Consider the following 15,729-nt stretch of genomic DNA (forward strand, 5'->3'; position numbering starts at 1 on the left):
ATACTCTAGGTGACTGCTTTAATTAAATAAGTTTATGTTTCTTCTGAGTCATTACAGGAGAAGCTTATGACCCTATCAAAACTAGTACCATTGTTATTTTTACTACTTATCCAAACCAGCATCGCCATCGCTTTTGAGGATGAGACCGCTAAAATTACCGCTACATTAAACCACTACATCGGTGGCACCGCGAATAACCAGCCTGAAATGATAAGAAAAGCGTTTCATCCCGATGCGATACTTATTTTAGAAAAGTCAGACCAAGCGATGTGGCAAGTCCCGTTGAAAGAGTATTTGAGTTGGTATAAAGGTCCGAAAAAAGACACAGGCAGGCGCGCAAAAATTCTAAATATCAGCGTGAATGAGCACCTTGCACAGGCCAAAATCCGCATTGATATATTGAAGTCAAACGTGCAGTACATCGATCACCTACTCCTAAAGAAAATAGCTGGCACATGGAAAATCATCGGTAAATCGGCGCAGCAAACCACGCTAACTTCCGAGCAAGTAACGAACTTGGGTCGCCGAGTGCTCATTGTCGCATCAAGCAAGGCCTTTCACGGCGATAGTCAGCTGTCAGCTGGCACGAGCTTCGAAGAGCTGCTCAGTGCCTATGCCGTATTTACTCAAGCAGGGCTAATCGTTGATTTCGTCAGCACACAAGGTGGCGCGTTAAACCTGAGCTATATAAATACTTCAAATGGCGAACATAAAAAGTACCTTTACCAACCTGACTATATGTATGCGCTCAGCAACACGATGCGTCCAGCTGAAGTCGATCCAAGCCAATATAGGGCAATCTATTATGTTGGCGGCAGCAATGCCATGTATGAAGTAGCGGAAAATCCGACTCTACAGCGTATTGCTATGCATATATATGAACAAAACCAAGGTGTTGTTGCCGCAGTATGCCATGGCACAGCTGGTATCGTTAATTTACGCTTGAAAAATGGCGAGTATCTCATCAAAGGAAAACAAATCACCGGTTATCCTACTGCTTTTGAGAACCCAGATAGAGCCTATTTCAAGCATTTTCCTTTTCAAATTCAACCTAAAGTGGAAGAGCTCGGAGGGAATTTTGTGTATGGAGAGCGGGACGCATCTTTTATTAAGGTAGATAGCCGTATAGTGACAGGGCAGAACTATCAGTCTTCACTGGCGGTTGCAAGCACTGTACTTGAGCATATTCAATAATACCAATATCCCTGCGCTTAAGTAGCACAAGGTATAAAAAAGGCGCCGTGTTGGCGCCTTTTTTTATCTAAAAACGATTATTGCTGCTCTGTGACCTGTAGCTGTGGTCTTTTTACTTCAGACTTAGCTTCAAGTGCTGCTAGTAGCTCAAGGTAGTTTTTATTTGCGTAGGAAGCAGTGATTGACTGCTTCTGCTGCGGATCAACCTTGTCGTCAACTTCAGGTGTAGTTACGGACTTAAGAACCACAAATGCCGAGTCGCCATTACCAAGCTCTACAAGTGCAGATTCTGTCTCTGCTACACCTGGCTGAGGTAATTTAAATGCTTCAGCTGCAATAGCTGGTGGTACATCGTAGCTGCGACGCTTAAGCTCAGTCACGCTCTTCACTTCGATGCTTTGCTCTTTAGCTATCTCAGCTAACGTAGAACCACCTTGTAGTTGCTCAAATAGCGACAGTGCTTTCTCTGCAATTAATGTTGAAGCTTTTTCATTACTCAACTGCGTTTCGATCTGCGTGCTGACTTCCTCTAGTGGCTTAGTCGCAGCCGCTTTATGCTCAGCAACACGAACCACCACGATATGCTCTGGTGCAACTTCTAACACTTCTGAGTTTACGCGGTCTTCTAACAGCTCTGGCGTGAAGATAGTATTGCTTATCGCTGGTGAATTCAGTGGCTCAGGAAGCGCATTACGGCTTACTAGTTCAGTTGATTTGATTTCAACGCCAGCGGCTTCAGCAGCGTCTTGTAGTGAGTCAGCCATTTCAAAAGCAAGTTCTGCTACACGGGTTTGCTTTTGATAAAACGCATCAATCTTGGCTGCTTTTTCAAGCTCTGCACGAAGGTCGTCTTTTACGTCTTCAAAAGACTGAGCTTGTTGGCGCTGAATGTCTGTGAGCTTGATAATATGGAAACCAAACTCAGATTCAACCACTTCAGATACATCACCTACCGCGGCAAGCGCAAATGCAGCATCTTCAAACGCAGGATCCATCATGTCTCTTTCAATCCAATCTAAATCACCGCCAAGCTCAGCACTCACCACGTCGTCAGATTTTTCTTCTGCAACGACGGCAAAATCAGCACCGTTATTCAATTCAGCCAGAATTTCATCTGCTTTTTGCTTTGCGGCTTCAGCATCTTCGCTTGCATCAACAAGAATGTGTGACACGCGGCGTCTTTCAGGCTCAAGGTATTGGTTTTTTTGCTCTTCGTAATATGTTTTTAACGCTTCTTCAGTAACCGGCTCTGCTGGCTCTAGATCTTCGGCTTTTAACTCAATATAGTTAACCGCCACCAATTCTGGAGCCTGGAACTGAGTTTGATTCAAGTCGTAGTAGTTCTGAATCTCTTCATCTGAAACCGACACTTCATCTTTTACCAACTCTTTGCTTAATACCGCGTAGTCGATAGCGCGAGTCTGTTGCTGAAGCGCAATAGATTGCTGAAGTTCGTTTTTCAGTACAAAATCAGTGCCTGCCACCGCTGAGATTAGCTGTGCACGAGTCATCTCGTCACGAAGGTATTCACGGAAGCTATCTGGCTGGAAGTTCATTTGACGAATGACTTGTAAATAACGGTCGTTACTGAACTCTCCACCAATTTGAAAATATGGCATTTCAACAATCGCTTTTTTAACCTGCTCATCGCTCACACGAAGACCAAGCTCTTTAGCTAGTTGAGTTTGTAATTCTTGTTGTACTAATTGGTCGACAACACCTTGGCGAATTTGCGCCATATAATTAGGATCGGCTGCAATCTGTGCAAAGTATTCGCCAAACTGTTGCTCTAGTCGTGCACGTTCATTTGAGTAAGCACGAGAAAACTTAGTTTGTGAAATCTTTACTCCGTTCACTTCTGCGACAGGCTGCTCTGTGGTTTGACCTAGGTAACCACCGATCCCTGCTAACGCAAAAGATAAGATGACTAAACCTAATACGATTTTAGCCGCCGGGCCTTGCGAGCCTTCTCTGATCTTTTCAAGCATTTATTGTTTCTCTTATCTAAGTCAAAGCACCTAAGCACTTTGTGTTTGCTAGATTTGGGTTAAGCATTACACCAATCAGATTAGTGATGGTATAAAAAAAGCGTATCTTAGCAGATACGCCTTTTATCTTGAAGCAGTTCGCGATGACTCTGCATCGCCTAATTCAAATTAAATTAGTTTACTGCGTCTTTAAGCGCTTTACCCGCTTTGAAAGATGGGATGTTAGCTGCTGCGATTTGAATAGTCTCACCAGTTTGTGGGTTACGACCAGAACGTGCAGCGCGCTCGCGCACTGAGAAAGTACCAAAACCTACCAGTGCAACAGAGTCACCTTCTTTTAGTGCACCTGTTACAGACTCAATGAATGAATCTAGCGCACGACCAGCAGCCGCTTTAGAAATGTCAGCATCAGCTGCGATTTGATCGATTAATTGAGATTTATTCACAATATCATCCTCTTCCATATTTATTGTCAAAAGTTACTTTTTACTGAGAACTTTTGCTATTCATTTAGAGACATCACAGCGACTCTCTAATTCTCGAAATCTTTGTCAAGCCTAGTAATTACGGGGCTTCCGAACCAGTAGGCTTGAATACAGTGCCTAACTTAACACACCTTTTAGATTTGAAAAGCCTTTTCACTCAATTTTTTGGCTTTTTTCTTAGTTTTTTTGCGATTCCACGCTAAAACTGTCTATTGGGTGCGCTAACGCCAGTGATAATACCTCATCAATCCATGACACGGCATGAATATCAAGCCCTTCAAGTACATTCTCAGGAATTTCTTTTAAGTCACGCTCGTTCTTTTTCGGTATTAAAACTCGTTTAATTCCACCGCGATGAGCCGCCAATAATTTCTCTTTCAGACCGCCGATAGGCAGAACTTCGCCACGCAAGGTAATTTCACCTGTCATCGCGACATCTGCACGTACTGGATTACCAGTAAGGCTCGATACCAAACCAGTAACCATCGCAATACCGGCACTTGGTCCATCTTTCGGTGTCGCGCCTTCTGGAACGTGAACATGAATATCACGTTTCTCGTAGAAATCGTCATTTATGCGTAGTTTGTCAGCTCGGTTGCGCACCACGGTCATTGCCGCTTGAATTGACTCTTGCATCACATCGCCCAAGGAGCCGGTGTAAGCGAGTTTGCCTTTACCTGGTACTGCAGCACACTCGATAGTGAGTAAGTCACCCCCTACTTCCGTCCATGCAAGACCGGTAACTTGGCCAACTCTATCACCGTCTTCCGCCTTTCCGTAATCGTGACGTTGTACACCTAAGAAGTCTTCAAGATTTTCTTGATTAATCACAACTTGCTTAACGTTTTTGTCGAGCAAGATGTTCTTAACCGCTTTTCGGCACAACTTAGACACTTCGCGCTCTAGATTACGTACGCCCGCTTCACGCGTGTAATAGCGAATAATGCCAATGATCGCGCTGTCTTCTATATTGATTTCAGATTCTTTTAATCCATTGCGTTTAACTTGCTTTGGAATTAAGTGCTGCTTAGCAATATTCAGCTTTTCGTCCTCGGTATAGCCAGAAAGACGAATGACTTCCATACGGTCTAACAATGGACCCGGAATGTTAAAACTGTTAGAGGTTGCAACAAACATAACATCAGACAGATCGTAGTCCACTTCTAAATAGTGGTCTGCAAAGTTGCTATTTTGCTCTGGGTCTAACACTTCCAGTAGAGCTGAAGCAGGATCGCCGCGCATATCCGATGACATCTTATCGATTTCATCTAATAAGAAAAGCGGGTTCTTCACGCCAACTTTCGACATGCTTTGGATCAGTTTACCCGGCATTGAGCCAATATAAGTTCTTCTGTGGCCGCGAATTTCAGCCTCATCGCGCACGCCACCAAGCGCCATACGTACATACTTACGGCCAGTCGAACGCGCGATAGATTGCCCTAAACTGGTTTTACCAACCCCCGGGGGGCCAACTAAGCATAAAATAGGACCTTTTAGCTTATTAGTGCGCTGCTGCACCGCTAAATATTCGATAATGCGGTCTTTCACTTTCTCGAGACCATAATGATCGGCATCTAGAATCTTTTGCGCACCTGCTAGGTCTTTTTTCACCTTAGAGCGCTTTTTCCAAGGCACATTGATCATGGTCTCAATATATGAGCGCACAACCGTCGCTTCAGCAGACATAGGTGACATCATTTTAAGTTTATTTAGCTCTGAAAGCGCTTTTTCTTCCGCCTCCTTCGGCATATTCGCTTCGCTAACACGCTTTTTCAGGGCTTCAAATTCGTCAGGTACATCATCCAGCTCGCCAAGTTCTTTCTGAATCGCTTTCATTTGTTCATTCAGATAGTACTCGCGTTGGGATTTCTCCATTTGCTTTTTAACACGTGAGCGGATCTTTTTCTCTACTTGAAGTAAGTCGATCTCGCCTTCCATCAACGCCATCAAATACTCAAGACGCTCAGTCACATCGTTAATTTCTAGCACCTTTTGTTTTTCAGGTACTTTAATTGGCATATGAGCAGCCATCGTATCAGCTAGACGTGCAGCCTCATCGATACCCGATACTGACGTTAAGACCTCTGGTGGGATCTTTTTATTTAGCTTCACATAGCCTTCAAATTGGCTAATTGCACTGCGAACTAATATGTCTTGCTCTTGCTCATCTACATCCTCGGATGGAATATACTGAGCTTGCGCCAGAAAATATTCGTCTGTAATTAGAAACTCATCGATTTTTGCGCGCTGAGTACCTTCAACCAGCACTTTCACTGTACCATCAGGTAGTTTGAGTAACTGTAGTACCGTTGCAATGGTACCAGTCTGATAGACATCATCAGTGCTTGGGTCATCAACTGAGGCGTCTTTCTGCGCAACTAAAAAGATTTGCTTGTCATTGTCCATCGCTGCTTCTAGGCATTTTATTGATTTTTCTCGGCCTACAAACAGCGGGATCACCATATGCGGATACACCACTACATCACGTAGCGCTAGCACTGGAATTTCTACTCGATCCATTCTTTCAAGCGTCATTATGTTCTCTTCGCACTTCAATTAATTTGGGAATACTGAGCTATATGGGGATAACGCAGATAAAGTTCAATAGTTTATAGTAATCCGCATCAAGTAGAGATCAATTCAGGGCAAAAAACCACGAGAGAGAAATACAAATATGGACCATTAAGTAATCTACTTTAAGACAAGAAAGCGCCATGAGCACCACTAAAAATTATTATTTAGTCTTACAAAAAGAGAAATCTTTAATGCTATTCGTAAATAGGTTTGATCTCTCAAATCAGTTACTTATCAACCCAGATTAATATCTCTTTGCAGGTTTAAACGAGAAAGCTTACCCGTTTAAGAGCTTTTCACTTTAATAGTAAATCGGTTTCTATCTGATGTGGACTAAGAAATAAAAAGGAGCACTAGGCTCCTTTTTCAATCATATATTGAGCTATTCAGACGCCGCTTTTTCTTTACCGTTATTCTCGTAAATCATAATCGGATCTGATTCGCCTTTGATCACTGTTTCATCAATGACGACTTTACTCACTTCTTCAAGTGAAGGAAGCTCATACATAGTATCGAGTAATACGCCTTCGACAATTGATCGTAGGCCACGGGCACCCGTCTTACGCTCCATTGCCTTATGAGCAATCGCTCTTAGCGCATCTTCACGGAATTCAAGGTCAACACCTTCCATCTTAAATAGCGCCGCGTATTGCTTAGTGAGTGCATTTTTCGGCTCATTTAAGATTTCAATTAATGCGTCTTCGTCCAGCTCGGTCAAAGTCGCAACAACTGGCAAACGACCAATAAATTCTGGAATTAAGCCGTACTTAACTAAATCTTCAGGCTCTACGTCTTTGAACGTTTCGCTTAATGAGCGCTCAAAGTCCTTAGATTTAACTTCAGCACCAAACCCAATCCCCGTATTTTTTGTACTGCGCTGCTCAATGACCTTATCGAGACCTGCAAACGCACCACCACAAATAAACAAGATCTTAGAAGTATCTACTTGTAAAAATTCTTGTTGCGGGTGCTTTCTGCCGCCTTGTGGTGGAACAGATGCAACCGTGCCTTCAATCAGCTTTAATAGTGCTTGTTGTACACCTTCGCCTGACACATCACGGGTAATTGATGGGTTGTCAGATTTTCTTGAAATTTTGTCGATTTCGTCAATGTAAACAATACCACGTTGTGCTTTCTCAACGTCGTAATCACATTTTTGCAGAAGCTTTTGAATGATGTTTTCAACATCTTCACCCACATAACCAGCTTCGGTTAATGTCGTTGCATCTGCCATTGTGAATGGAACGTCAAGTAAACGTGCAAGCGTTTCTGCTAGAAGGGTTTTACCACTACCCGTTGGACCAATTAGTAGAATATTACTCTTGCCAAGTTCTACATCACCTTTTCCGCCTTGGTTACGCAGGCGCTTATAATGATTATAAACCGCAACAGACAAGACCTTTTTAGCATGGTCTTGACCTATCACATAGTCATCTAAGTGATTTCTGATCTCTTTTGGCACGGGTAATTTATCAGACGCGTCATGCTTAGGCGCAATATCTTTGATTTCTTCCCTAATAATGTCGTTACAAAGTTCAACGCACTCGTCACATATATAGACAGATGGACCGGCAATTAACTTACGAACTTCATGCTGGCTCTTACCGCAAAATGAGCAGTAGAGTAGCTTGCTATTCTTATCGCCGTCTGTTGGAGTGTCTGACATTCAGCTACCTCATTCAATTGCTGTTATCTTTAGATAACATCGTATTTCTTTTAACTATACCAAAGAAATTTGGCTTTGGCACAGTAGAAGCCGATGAATTCAACTCATCGGCTAATTCATAATCACTTCAGCTCTCGACGAGAGTGAACCGCATCAATCAAGCCATACTCTAACGCTTGATCTGCAGTCATAAAGTTGTCTCGATCTGTGTCACGCGCAACCACATCATAAGGTTGACCGGTGTGATCCGCCATTAAGCGATTCAATTTTTCTTTGATCGCCAAGATTTCACGGGCATGAATTTCAAAGTCAGAAGCCTGACCTTGGAAACCACCTAAAGGTTGGTGGATCATCACACGCGAGTTCGGCAAGCAATAACGTTTACCTTTAGCACCGCCAGATAGCAAAAATGCGCCCATACTCGCAGCTTGACCAACACAAACCGTACTAACGTCAGGCTTGATAAAATTCATCGTGTCGTAGATTGACATACCAGCGGTCACAGAACCACCTGGCGAATTGATATACAAGAATATATCTTTGTCTGGGCTTTCCGATTCCAAGAACAGCATCTGCGCCACAATTAAATTGGCCATGTGGTCTTCGACTTGACCAGTTAAGAAAATAATACGGTCTTTTAACAGTCGTGAGTAAATATCATAAGAACGCTCACCTTTAGCCGTTTGCTCCACGACCATAGGTACTAACGCATTGATTGGATCGATCATACCATCATTCATGTTTTTTATTCCTTATTAGCACAGAATCTATTGCCTATTCGCTGCAACTTTATTGGACTTAGCGCGGCCCATAAAAACATTCTGTGATAGGTGTTTAGGCTAATACTTTTTTGAGCGAATTGAAACGAGTAGATATAACTGTATCAGTCATACTCAATGAAACCTGACTCGTAAAATAAGTATAGCTAATAAAATAAGCCATGCCTCAAGATATAAGCACTTAATGCTTCAATATCAAGGCTTAAAAACAAAAATGGCCCGAATTCTCTATTAGAGTAACTCGAGCCATTTAAACTTCAGCTTAGCTGTAAGTCAATGATTTGTTCAAGGACTTATTGAGCAGCCTGTGGATTCATGATGTCGTCGAATGACTTTTCAACATCAGAAACAGATGCAGCTGCAAGCACAGCTTCAACAGCTAGCTCTTCCATTGCTACATTGCGCATTTGCTGCATAAGCTGGTCGTTAGCTTTGTAGTATGCAACTACTTCGCTTGGATCTTCGTACGCAGAAGCAACAGTCTCGATTAATTCTTCAACTTTTGCATCGTCAGCTTTGATGTCGTTCGCTTTGATTACTTCACCTAGAAGTAAGCCAGTCTTAACGCGCGTTACCGCTTGCTCGTGGAAAAGCTCAGCTGGTAGCTCAGGCATGTTTTGTGCGTTGCCGCCAAAACGCTGTGCAGCCTGTTGACGAAGTGCGTCGATCTCTTGGTCGACTAGTGCTTTAGGCACTTCAACTTCGTTAGTTTCTAGAAGACCTTTGATCGCTTGATCTTTCACGTTAGCTTTAACCGCTTGGTTCAGCTCACGTTCCATGTTCTTCTTAACTTCTTCTTTAAGTGCGTCAACACCGCCTTCAGCAACACCAAACTTAGTTGCGAACTCGTCAGTTAATTCAGGAAGTTCTTGAACTTCAACTTTCTTCACAGTGATAGTGAATTGAGCCGCTTTACCTTTTAGGTTCTCAGCATGGTAATCTTCAGGGAAAGTTACGTCAGAAACTACTTCTTCACCTGCTTTTTTACCAACGATACCGTCTTCGAAGCCTGGGATCATACGACCTTGACCAAGCTCTAGAGGGAAGTCTTCAGCTTTTCCGCCTTCGAACTCTTCACCGTCAATTGTACCAACGAAATCAACCGTTACACGGTCTTTTTCGCCAGCTGCAGCATCACTCTCAGTCCAAGAAGCGTGTTGCTTACGAAGCGTTTCAAGCATGTTAGCAAGATCTTCGTCAGTTACTGAAACTGCTGGTTTCTCAACTGCAATTTTTTCTAGATCTTTAAGCTCAACTTCTGGATATACTTCAAAAGTTGCATCAAATTCTAGATCTTTACCTGCTTCTAGAGATTTAGGAGCAAAGCTAGGTGCGCCAGCTGGGTTGATTTTCTCAGCAATGATTGCCTCGATATAGTTACGCTGCATAAGATCGCCAGCAACTTCTTGACGTACAGCTGCGCCGTAACGCTTAGTGATGATTGACACTGGAACTTTACCAGGGCGGAAGCCATCGATACGCTGTGTTTTTGACAGTTGTTGTAGGCGTTTTTTAACTTCAGTCTCAACGTTCTCTGCAGGAACGGTGATGGTCAGACGGCGCTCAAGGCCTTGAGTCGTCTCAACAGAAACTTGCATGATTTACCTCAATCTTCATTTTTGGGCGACAAAGCGCCTTCCTTACTAACAAGACAACCATCATGCTTTTTATGGGCCTTCGGCTAAACTGCCAAACTCTCCGTTGCATGTGACGCTTGTTGCCTGCCCTACGGGCACTACGTTAATTAATAGACGCGGCATTATAACCTATTCAACGACGGAGTCGAGCAATCAGGTTAAATAATTAGGCATATTGGTGCTAATTGATTAAAAGTTAGTAAATTTGAAATAAATGACTGAGATACTGGGGAGAAAGTGGTCGGCGATGCAGGATTTGAACCTGCGACCCCTTGGACCCAAACCAAGTGCGCTACCAAGCTGCGCTAATCGCCGAACATATATATTTTGTAGAAGTGGTCGGCGATGCAGGATTTGAACCTGCGACCCCTTGGACCCAAACCAAGTGCGCTACCAAGCTGCGCTAATCGCCGACTAATTTTGGCATGTAGATGGGGCGACTGATGGGACTTGAACCCACGACAACCGGAATCACAATCCAGGGCTCTACCAACTGAGCTACAGCCGCCACTACATGTGGATTAAAATAAGATGGCGCACCCTGAAGGATTCGAACCTTCGACCGACGCCTTAGAAGGGCGTTGCTCTATCCAGCTGAGCTAAGGGCGCAAACTCGTAAACATCTTCATGCTACTTTCTTATTTTAAAAGTGGTCGGCGATGCAGGATTTGAACCTGCGACCCCTTGGACCCAAACCAAGTGCGCTACCAAGCTGCGCTAATCGCCGACTGTGACCTTGGAGAACTAATAACCTTTTTATCGGTGAGTCCTCGTTGGCAACGGGGTGCATAATAGTGATTTGCCCGAAGTAGGTCAAATATTTTTTTTAGTTTTTGTTTCAACTGCCTAATTTTGCCACAAATTGTTGATAAAACAGCTGACTTAAACAATTTTTGAACGCTTCTTGTAGAGCTGATCATGAAAACCTTTGCTTTTACGCAATGCAAACTTGGCGGGATGGCTGTTTTTTGCGAAAATAGCGGGCAAATGTCCTCTATCAAACTAATTAGCAGGGCATATAAATAGAGCAACCCCATTATTTTTCTCTACAAGCAGAGTCATCACTCAATAAAAGTACTTGTATAGAAGAATTTAAAGGCTCTATCATCGTTCAAGTTTTTTAACCCTTAATATAGGTCAATCATGACGGCAAACATCATTGATGGCAAAGCTATCGCGAAACAAGTTCGTTCTACTGTTGCACAACGAGTTCAAGACAGACTAGCGCAAGGTCTAAGAGCGCCTGGCTTGGCAGTGGTATTAGTAGGCCAGGATCCTGCGAGCCAAGTTTATGTTGGTTCAAAGCGTAAAGCCTGTGAAGAAGTCGGATTTGTTTCTAAATCTTTCGACTTACCAGGTGACACAAGCGAAGAACAATTACTTGCGCTTGTTGACGAGCTTAATGCAGATCCTGAAGTTGATGGGATCTTAGTGCAGTTGCCGCTACCTGAAGGCCTAGACGCTGAAAAAGTGTTAGAGCGTATTGATCCTCACAAAGACGTCGACGGCTTTCACCCATATAACGTCGGTCGTCTTGCACAAAGAATGCCTGCATTAAGACCGTGTACTCCAAAAGGGATCATCACCCTACTCGATTCTACTGGTGTTCGTTATAAGGGCATGCATGCGGTTGTGGTTGGTGCTTCAAACATCGTTGGTCGCCCTATGTCGCTGGAGTTGCTACTTGCCGGTTGTACTACAACCGTTTGCCATAAGTTTACGCAAGACCTCGAAACCCATGTGCGTCGTGCCGATCTTCTGGTTGTGGCGGTAGGCAAACCAGAGTTTATTCCGGGCGACTGGGTTAAAGAAGGCGCGATTGTTATTGATGTAGGTATTAATCGCTTAGAATCTGGCAAACTGGTAGGTGACGTGCAATACGACATCGCAGAACAGAGCGCGAGCTTTATTACCCCGGTGCCAGGTGGTGTGGGTCCAATGACCGTAGCAAGCTTAATCGAAAATACGCTAGAAGCGTGTGAAAAGTATCACAGCTAAACGCTATTAGTTTATGAGTATGTAAAGGCCTCAGTTGAGGCTTTTATTCTTTTAAACCTCACTAACTCATTAGCGTGTCCTTGTTCGCTTTGTTTTCTTCCTGAGTTACCGCATCTCTCATTGCCTCTTGTAAAGCAGCCATTCGCTCTTCTAATTCTTCAGGTGAAATTTTCCCCTCAGCCGCAAGCTTTTCAAGCTCTGCCATTTTCTCTTTTAATTCGTCTATTTTCTCTTTATTTGCCCCCAAGCGGCTAAACATTACCGCTTCTCTCATTTTTTCGAGAAATGTTTCATTACGCTCCACTACTTCATATTTAAATGGCTCGTCTACTTTATTATCGAGTATAGGAGATGATTGGGCTGCGATGTTAGCAGCAGCGACATAGTCTTGCTCCTGCGCAGCGTTGGTTCGAGTAGAACTATGCGCCTCTGAGACAGGCTCAGTAGTGCGGATTGCGGAGTGGGTTTGGTAAGTGATCATGATTGCTCTCCTTGATTTGTCCAAGAAAAGCAATCACTGTGCCAAAAATTAGCTTACTTGATATTGGCTAGATATGACCAGGAATTGGCTTATGCGGCAAATTGACGTCTTGGTTTTGACCACGGTGACGCAATAAATGATCCATGAGTGTAATTGCCAACATGGCCTCTGCGATTGGAATGGCGCGAATACCAACACAAGGGTCATGACGACCCTTCGTCACAACTTCTTGCGGTTGGTTGTGGGTATCAATACTCTGCCCCGGCACCGAGATACTTGATGTCGGTTTTAGCGCAATTGACGCGATAATATCTTGTCCTGTAGAAATACCCGCTAACACGCCGCCTGCATGATTAGAGGTAAATCCCTGTGGCGTTAGTTCATCTCTATGCTCGGAGCCCTTTTGCTCAACCACATCAAAGCCATCACCAATCTCGACTCCTTTTACGGCATTGATGCTCATCAAGGAGTGCGCTATCTCGGCGTCCAAACGGTCAAACACTGGCTCACCTAAACCAACAGGCACATTTTTCGCCACGACTTTTACCTTTGCGCCGACTGAATCACCTTCTTTTTTCAGTGTACGCATATATTCATCTAACGCTTCAAGCTTAGATTCATCGGGAAAGAAAAATGGATTGGTTTCAACGGCTGACCAATCATAATGCTCGGCTTTAATCGGGCCTAATTGAGAAAGACAGGCATTGATTTCGATGCCATGGACTTGCTTGAGATATTTTTTCGCGATGGCACCTGCAGCAACTCGAATAGCAGTTTCACGTGCCGACGACCTGCCACCACCGCGATAATCTCTATGTCCGTATTTGTGCCAATAGGTATAGTCGCCGTGACCCGGACGAAACAAATCTTTGATGTTTGAGTAATCTTTTGAACGTTGATCGGTATTTTCAATCAATAACCCGATGCTCGTACCCGTAGTCTTGCCTTCAAACACACCCGAGAGAATTTTTATCTCATCGCCTTCTCGACGCTGCGTTGTGTAACGGCTTTGACCTGGTTTGCGTCTATCTAAATCGATTTGTAAATCAGCTTCAGTGATCTCAAGCCCAGGTGGTACACCATCCACCACGCCACCAAGCGCGGCACCATGACTTTCACCAAAGGTCGACACCTTAAATAATTGGCCAATGCTATTGCCTGCCATCGTTTTTCCTCATTCCTAAATAGACGATAGAGAGCATTGGCTCCCTATCAGTTTTTAAAGTATTCCAATAGTTGTTGTTTGGATACGACAAAAATCCCTAAACCACCATGCTCAAAGTCTAGCCAAGTGAATGGTGCTTCAGGAAATTGCTGTTCCATATGTACCATAGAATTACCAACTTCGACAAATAACAAACCATCATCATTTAAATGATCTGCCGCTTCTGCCAGTAATGTGCGGGTCACATCAAGGCCATCTTCTCCTGACGCCAATCCAAGTTCTGGCTCATGATGGAACTCCTCTGGCAGATCTGACATATCTTCTGCATCAACATAAGGAGGATTTGCTACGATTAAATCGTACTTTTGACCCGGTACACCACTAAATACATCAGACTGGATAGCGAAAACCCTGTCTTGCATCATATGCTGATTGATATTGTGATCAGCCACTTCTAAGGCTTCAAAAGAAATATCTACTGCGTCGACTTGTGCGCGCTCAAATGCTTTAGCCAATGCAATCGCAATACAACCAGAACCCGTACACATATCTAAGATACGCGTTACTTTATTCGGCGTAGCTACCCAAGGGGCAAAATGTTTTGCGATTAGCTCTGCAAATGGTGAGCGTGGTACTAATACGCGCTCATCAACATAAAACGGCATACCAGCAAACCAAGCTTGATTGGTTAAGTAGGCGACGGGAATACGCTGTTCGATACGTGCTTTGATAAACTCCATCAGATGCGCTTTCTCACTTTGTGTCATGCGCGCATGCATGATTTCTTTGGGGGCATCAATTGGCATATGCAGCACCGGAAGCACCAAACTGACCGCTTCGTCCCAAGGATTATCCGTACCATGACCAAAAAATACCTCGTTACTCACAAACTGGCTCGCTGTCCAGCGTACCCAGTCCTGAATGGTATGTAAGTCTTGAAAGGCCTCAACGGCCATTTCTTCGGTAATAAGTGGTTGCGACATTTCCGTCATGGTGACTCTCTAAAGATCAAACTATATGGCGCTATTGTAGCGGTTTTTAAGCTAGGTTTTTATGCTTTTTTTATTTAAAATGTCACCATGAACAGAGAATCTAACACTAATGCTGACCTAAATGACGATTTCGCGATGTTTCGTGAGTCTTTGAATGGTGTAAAACCCCTCAAACAAGATCAGGTGCAGCTCAAACAAAAGAAAAAAATTCAGAGCATTGAGCTGAAGCAACAAGTCAAGCAACAGCAATCTGAGTTTTACTTTTCTGACGAGTATATTCCAGATATTGATACGTCGGGAACCATCAACTTCGTAAAGCCCGGAGCTGATCGCTATTTAGCAAAGCAGCTAAGGCGTGGTGACTACGCGCCCGAACTCATCTTAGATTTGCACGGGCTAAATAAAGAAACGGTAAAACAAGAACTGGCAGCATTAATTCATGCTTGCAAGAAGCAGCATATTGCCTGTGCGTGCGTGGTTCATGGAATTGGTGAGCGTGTGCTTAAACATAAAGTACCGCAGTATCTTGTCCAGCATCCAGATATACTGGCGATGCACCAAGCACCTTTAGAATATGGCGGTAAAGGGGCTGTATTAATCTTGGTTGACTTACCTGATGACCCTAACTTTGGCCGTTAGTTCGGCCCAAACATTGTTTTTTACCCTCTCTTACTTCGCTTAATCCAGCCTTAATAGTTTTAACTAAATCTTAGCCATTTCACCCATCCATTACTGGTCAAATTCACCACCTTATTAATTCCCCTGTGCCA

At 43.7% G+C, this 15,729-nt stretch carries 12 protein-coding genes and 5 tRNA genes; 3 read left to right on the forward strand and 14 right to left on the reverse strand.

The window, feature by feature from the left end:
• Positions 1-66 precede the first annotated feature (66 nt).
• Positions 67-1,194 (forward strand): nuclear transport factor 2 family protein, encoded by a 1,128-nt coding sequence (locus L1D50_RS01420; protein WP_138523178.1) that lies wholly within the window; start codon positions 67-69, stop codon positions 1,192-1,194.
• A 77-nt stretch (positions 1,195-1,271) separates the two neighbouring features.
• Here L1D50_RS01420 and L1D50_RS01425 read toward each other — a convergent pair whose 3' ends face one another.
• The 11 genes from L1D50_RS01425 to L1D50_RS01475 form a co-directional block, all read right to left on the reverse strand.
• Complete coding sequence (locus L1D50_RS01425) at positions 1,272-3,182, reverse strand: SurA N-terminal domain-containing protein (protein WP_239965361.1); 1,911 nt, start codon at positions 3,180-3,182, stop codon at positions 1,272-1,274.
• A 173-nt stretch (positions 3,183-3,355) separates the two neighbouring features.
• Positions 3,356-3,628, reverse strand: a complete 273-nt coding sequence (gene hupB, locus L1D50_RS01430; protein ID WP_125253533.1) for a nucleoid-associated protein HU-beta — start codon at positions 3,626-3,628, stop codon at positions 3,356-3,358.
• Between the two features lie 216 nt (positions 3,629-3,844).
• Positions 3,845-6,202 carry an endopeptidase La gene (gene lon, locus L1D50_RS01435; protein ID WP_239965362.1) on the reverse strand — a complete coding sequence of 786 codons (2,358 nt, stop codon included), beginning with the start codon at positions 6,200-6,202 and terminating at the stop codon, positions 3,845-3,847.
• Positions 6,203-6,623: 421 nt separating this feature from the next.
• Complete coding sequence (gene clpX / locus L1D50_RS01440) at positions 6,624-7,907, reverse strand: ATP-dependent protease ATP-binding subunit ClpX (protein ID WP_128726413.1); 1,284 nt, start codon at positions 7,905-7,907, stop codon at positions 6,624-6,626.
• A gap of 122 nt (positions 7,908-8,029) precedes the next feature.
• Positions 8,030-8,647, reverse strand: coding sequence for an ATP-dependent Clp endopeptidase proteolytic subunit ClpP (gene clpP, locus L1D50_RS01445; RefSeq protein WP_128726412.1), 618 nt, complete (start codon positions 8,645-8,647; stop codon positions 8,030-8,032).
• 332 nt (positions 8,648-8,979) lie between these two features.
• Positions 8,980-10,284: a trigger factor gene (gene tig, locus L1D50_RS01450; protein WP_128726411.1), complete on the reverse strand. Its 1,305-nt coding sequence runs from the start codon at positions 10,282-10,284 to the stop codon at positions 8,980-8,982.
• A gap of 277 nt (positions 10,285-10,561) precedes the next feature.
• Positions 10,562-10,638, reverse strand: a tRNA-Pro gene (locus L1D50_RS01455).
• Between the two features lie 21 nt (positions 10,639-10,659).
• Positions 10,660-10,736: transfer RNA gene (locus tag L1D50_RS01460), tRNA-Pro, on the reverse strand.
• 19 nt (positions 10,737-10,755) lie between these two features.
• A tRNA-His gene (locus L1D50_RS01465) sits at positions 10,756-10,831 on the reverse strand.
• 24 nt (positions 10,832-10,855) lie between these two features.
• Positions 10,856-10,932 (reverse strand) — tRNA-Arg (locus L1D50_RS01470).
• Positions 10,933-10,973: 41 nt separating this feature from the next.
• A tRNA-Pro gene (locus tag L1D50_RS01475) sits at positions 10,974-11,050 on the reverse strand.
• Between the two features lie 416 nt (positions 11,051-11,466).
• On the opposite strand from L1D50_RS01475, the gene folD reads away from it, so the two are divergent.
• Positions 11,467-12,321, forward strand: a complete 855-nt coding sequence (gene folD, locus L1D50_RS01480) for a bifunctional methylenetetrahydrofolate dehydrogenase/methenyltetrahydrofolate cyclohydrolase FolD (RefSeq protein ID WP_128726821.1) — start codon at positions 11,467-11,469, stop codon at positions 12,319-12,321.
• A gap of 61 nt (positions 12,322-12,382) precedes the next feature.
• On the opposite strand, the gene L1D50_RS01485 is transcribed toward folD, so the two are convergent.
• The 3 genes from L1D50_RS01485 to prmB all read right to left on the reverse strand — a co-directional run bounded on the left by L1D50_RS01485 (position 12,383) and on the right by prmB (position 14,950).
• The gene (locus L1D50_RS01485) at positions 12,383-12,802 is read right to left on the reverse strand and encodes a hypothetical protein (RefSeq protein WP_138524633.1); all 420 of its coding nucleotides are present in this window, start codon (positions 12,800-12,802) and stop codon (positions 12,383-12,385) included.
• A gap of 67 nt (positions 12,803-12,869) precedes the next feature.
• Positions 12,870-13,967: a chorismate synthase gene (gene aroC, locus L1D50_RS01490; RefSeq protein WP_039497056.1), complete on the reverse strand. Its 1,098-nt coding sequence runs from the start codon at positions 13,965-13,967 to the stop codon at positions 12,870-12,872.
• Positions 13,968-14,014: 47 nt separating this feature from the next.
• Positions 14,015-14,950 carry a 50S ribosomal protein L3 N(5)-glutamine methyltransferase gene (prmB, locus tag L1D50_RS01495; protein WP_153188100.1) on the reverse strand — a complete coding sequence of 312 codons (936 nt, stop codon included), beginning with the start codon at positions 14,948-14,950 and terminating at the stop codon, positions 14,015-14,017.
• A 96-nt stretch (positions 14,951-15,046) separates the two neighbouring features.
• Here prmB and smrB point away from each other — a divergent pair, with 96 nt between their 5' ends.
• Positions 15,047-15,598 carry an endonuclease SmrB gene (gene smrB, locus L1D50_RS01500; protein ID WP_010371129.1) on the forward strand — a complete coding sequence of 184 codons (552 nt, stop codon included), beginning with the start codon at positions 15,047-15,049 and terminating at the stop codon, positions 15,596-15,598.
• Positions 15,599-15,729 lie beyond the last annotated feature (131 nt).

Origin of the sequence: Pseudoalteromonas sp. Isolate6 (assembly GCF_022398435.1) — a bacterium.
In the GTDB taxonomy this organism is placed as follows: Bacteria; Pseudomonadota; Gammaproteobacteria; order Enterobacterales; family Alteromonadaceae; genus Pseudoalteromonas; species Pseudoalteromonas galatheae.

What these genes read in the sequence shown, in the direction of transcription:
- L1D50_RS01485 (WP_138524633.1), bottom strand. Translation starts at nt 12,802, where the DNA reads ATGATCACTTACCAAACCCACTCCGCAATCCGCACTACTGAGCCTGTC.
- clpX (WP_128726413.1), bottom strand. Translation starts at nt 7,907, where the DNA reads ATGTCAGACACTCCAACAGACGGCGATAAGAATAGCAAGCTACTCTAC.
- folD (WP_128726821.1), top strand. Translation starts at nt 11,467, where the DNA reads ATGACGGCAAACATCATTGATGGCAAAGCTATCGCGAAACAAGTTCGT.
- lon (WP_239965362.1), bottom strand. Translation starts at nt 6,202, where the DNA reads ATGACGCTTGAAAGAATGGATCGAGTAGAAATTCCAGTGCTAGCGCTA.
- aroC (WP_039497056.1), bottom strand. Translation starts at nt 13,967, where the DNA reads ATGGCAGGCAATAGCATTGGCCAATTATTTAAGGTGTCGACCTTTGGT.
- L1D50_RS01420 (WP_138523178.1), top strand. Translation starts at nt 67, where the DNA reads ATGACCCTATCAAAACTAGTACCATTGTTATTTTTACTACTTATCCAA.
- prmB (WP_153188100.1), bottom strand. Translation starts at nt 14,950, where the DNA reads ATGTCGCAACCACTTATTACCGAAGAAATGGCCGTTGAGGCCTTTCAA.
- tig (WP_128726411.1), bottom strand. Translation starts at nt 10,284, where the DNA reads ATGCAAGTTTCTGTTGAGACGACTCAAGGCCTTGAGCGCCGTCTGACC.
- smrB (WP_010371129.1), top strand. Translation starts at nt 15,047, where the DNA reads ATGAACAGAGAATCTAACACTAATGCTGACCTAAATGACGATTTCGCG.
- L1D50_RS01425 (WP_239965361.1), bottom strand. Translation starts at nt 3,182, where the DNA reads ATGCTTGAAAAGATCAGAGAAGGCTCGCAAGGCCCGGCGGCTAAAATC.
- clpP (WP_128726412.1), bottom strand. Translation starts at nt 8,647, where the DNA reads ATGAATGATGGTATGATCGATCCAATCAATGCGTTAGTACCTATGGTC.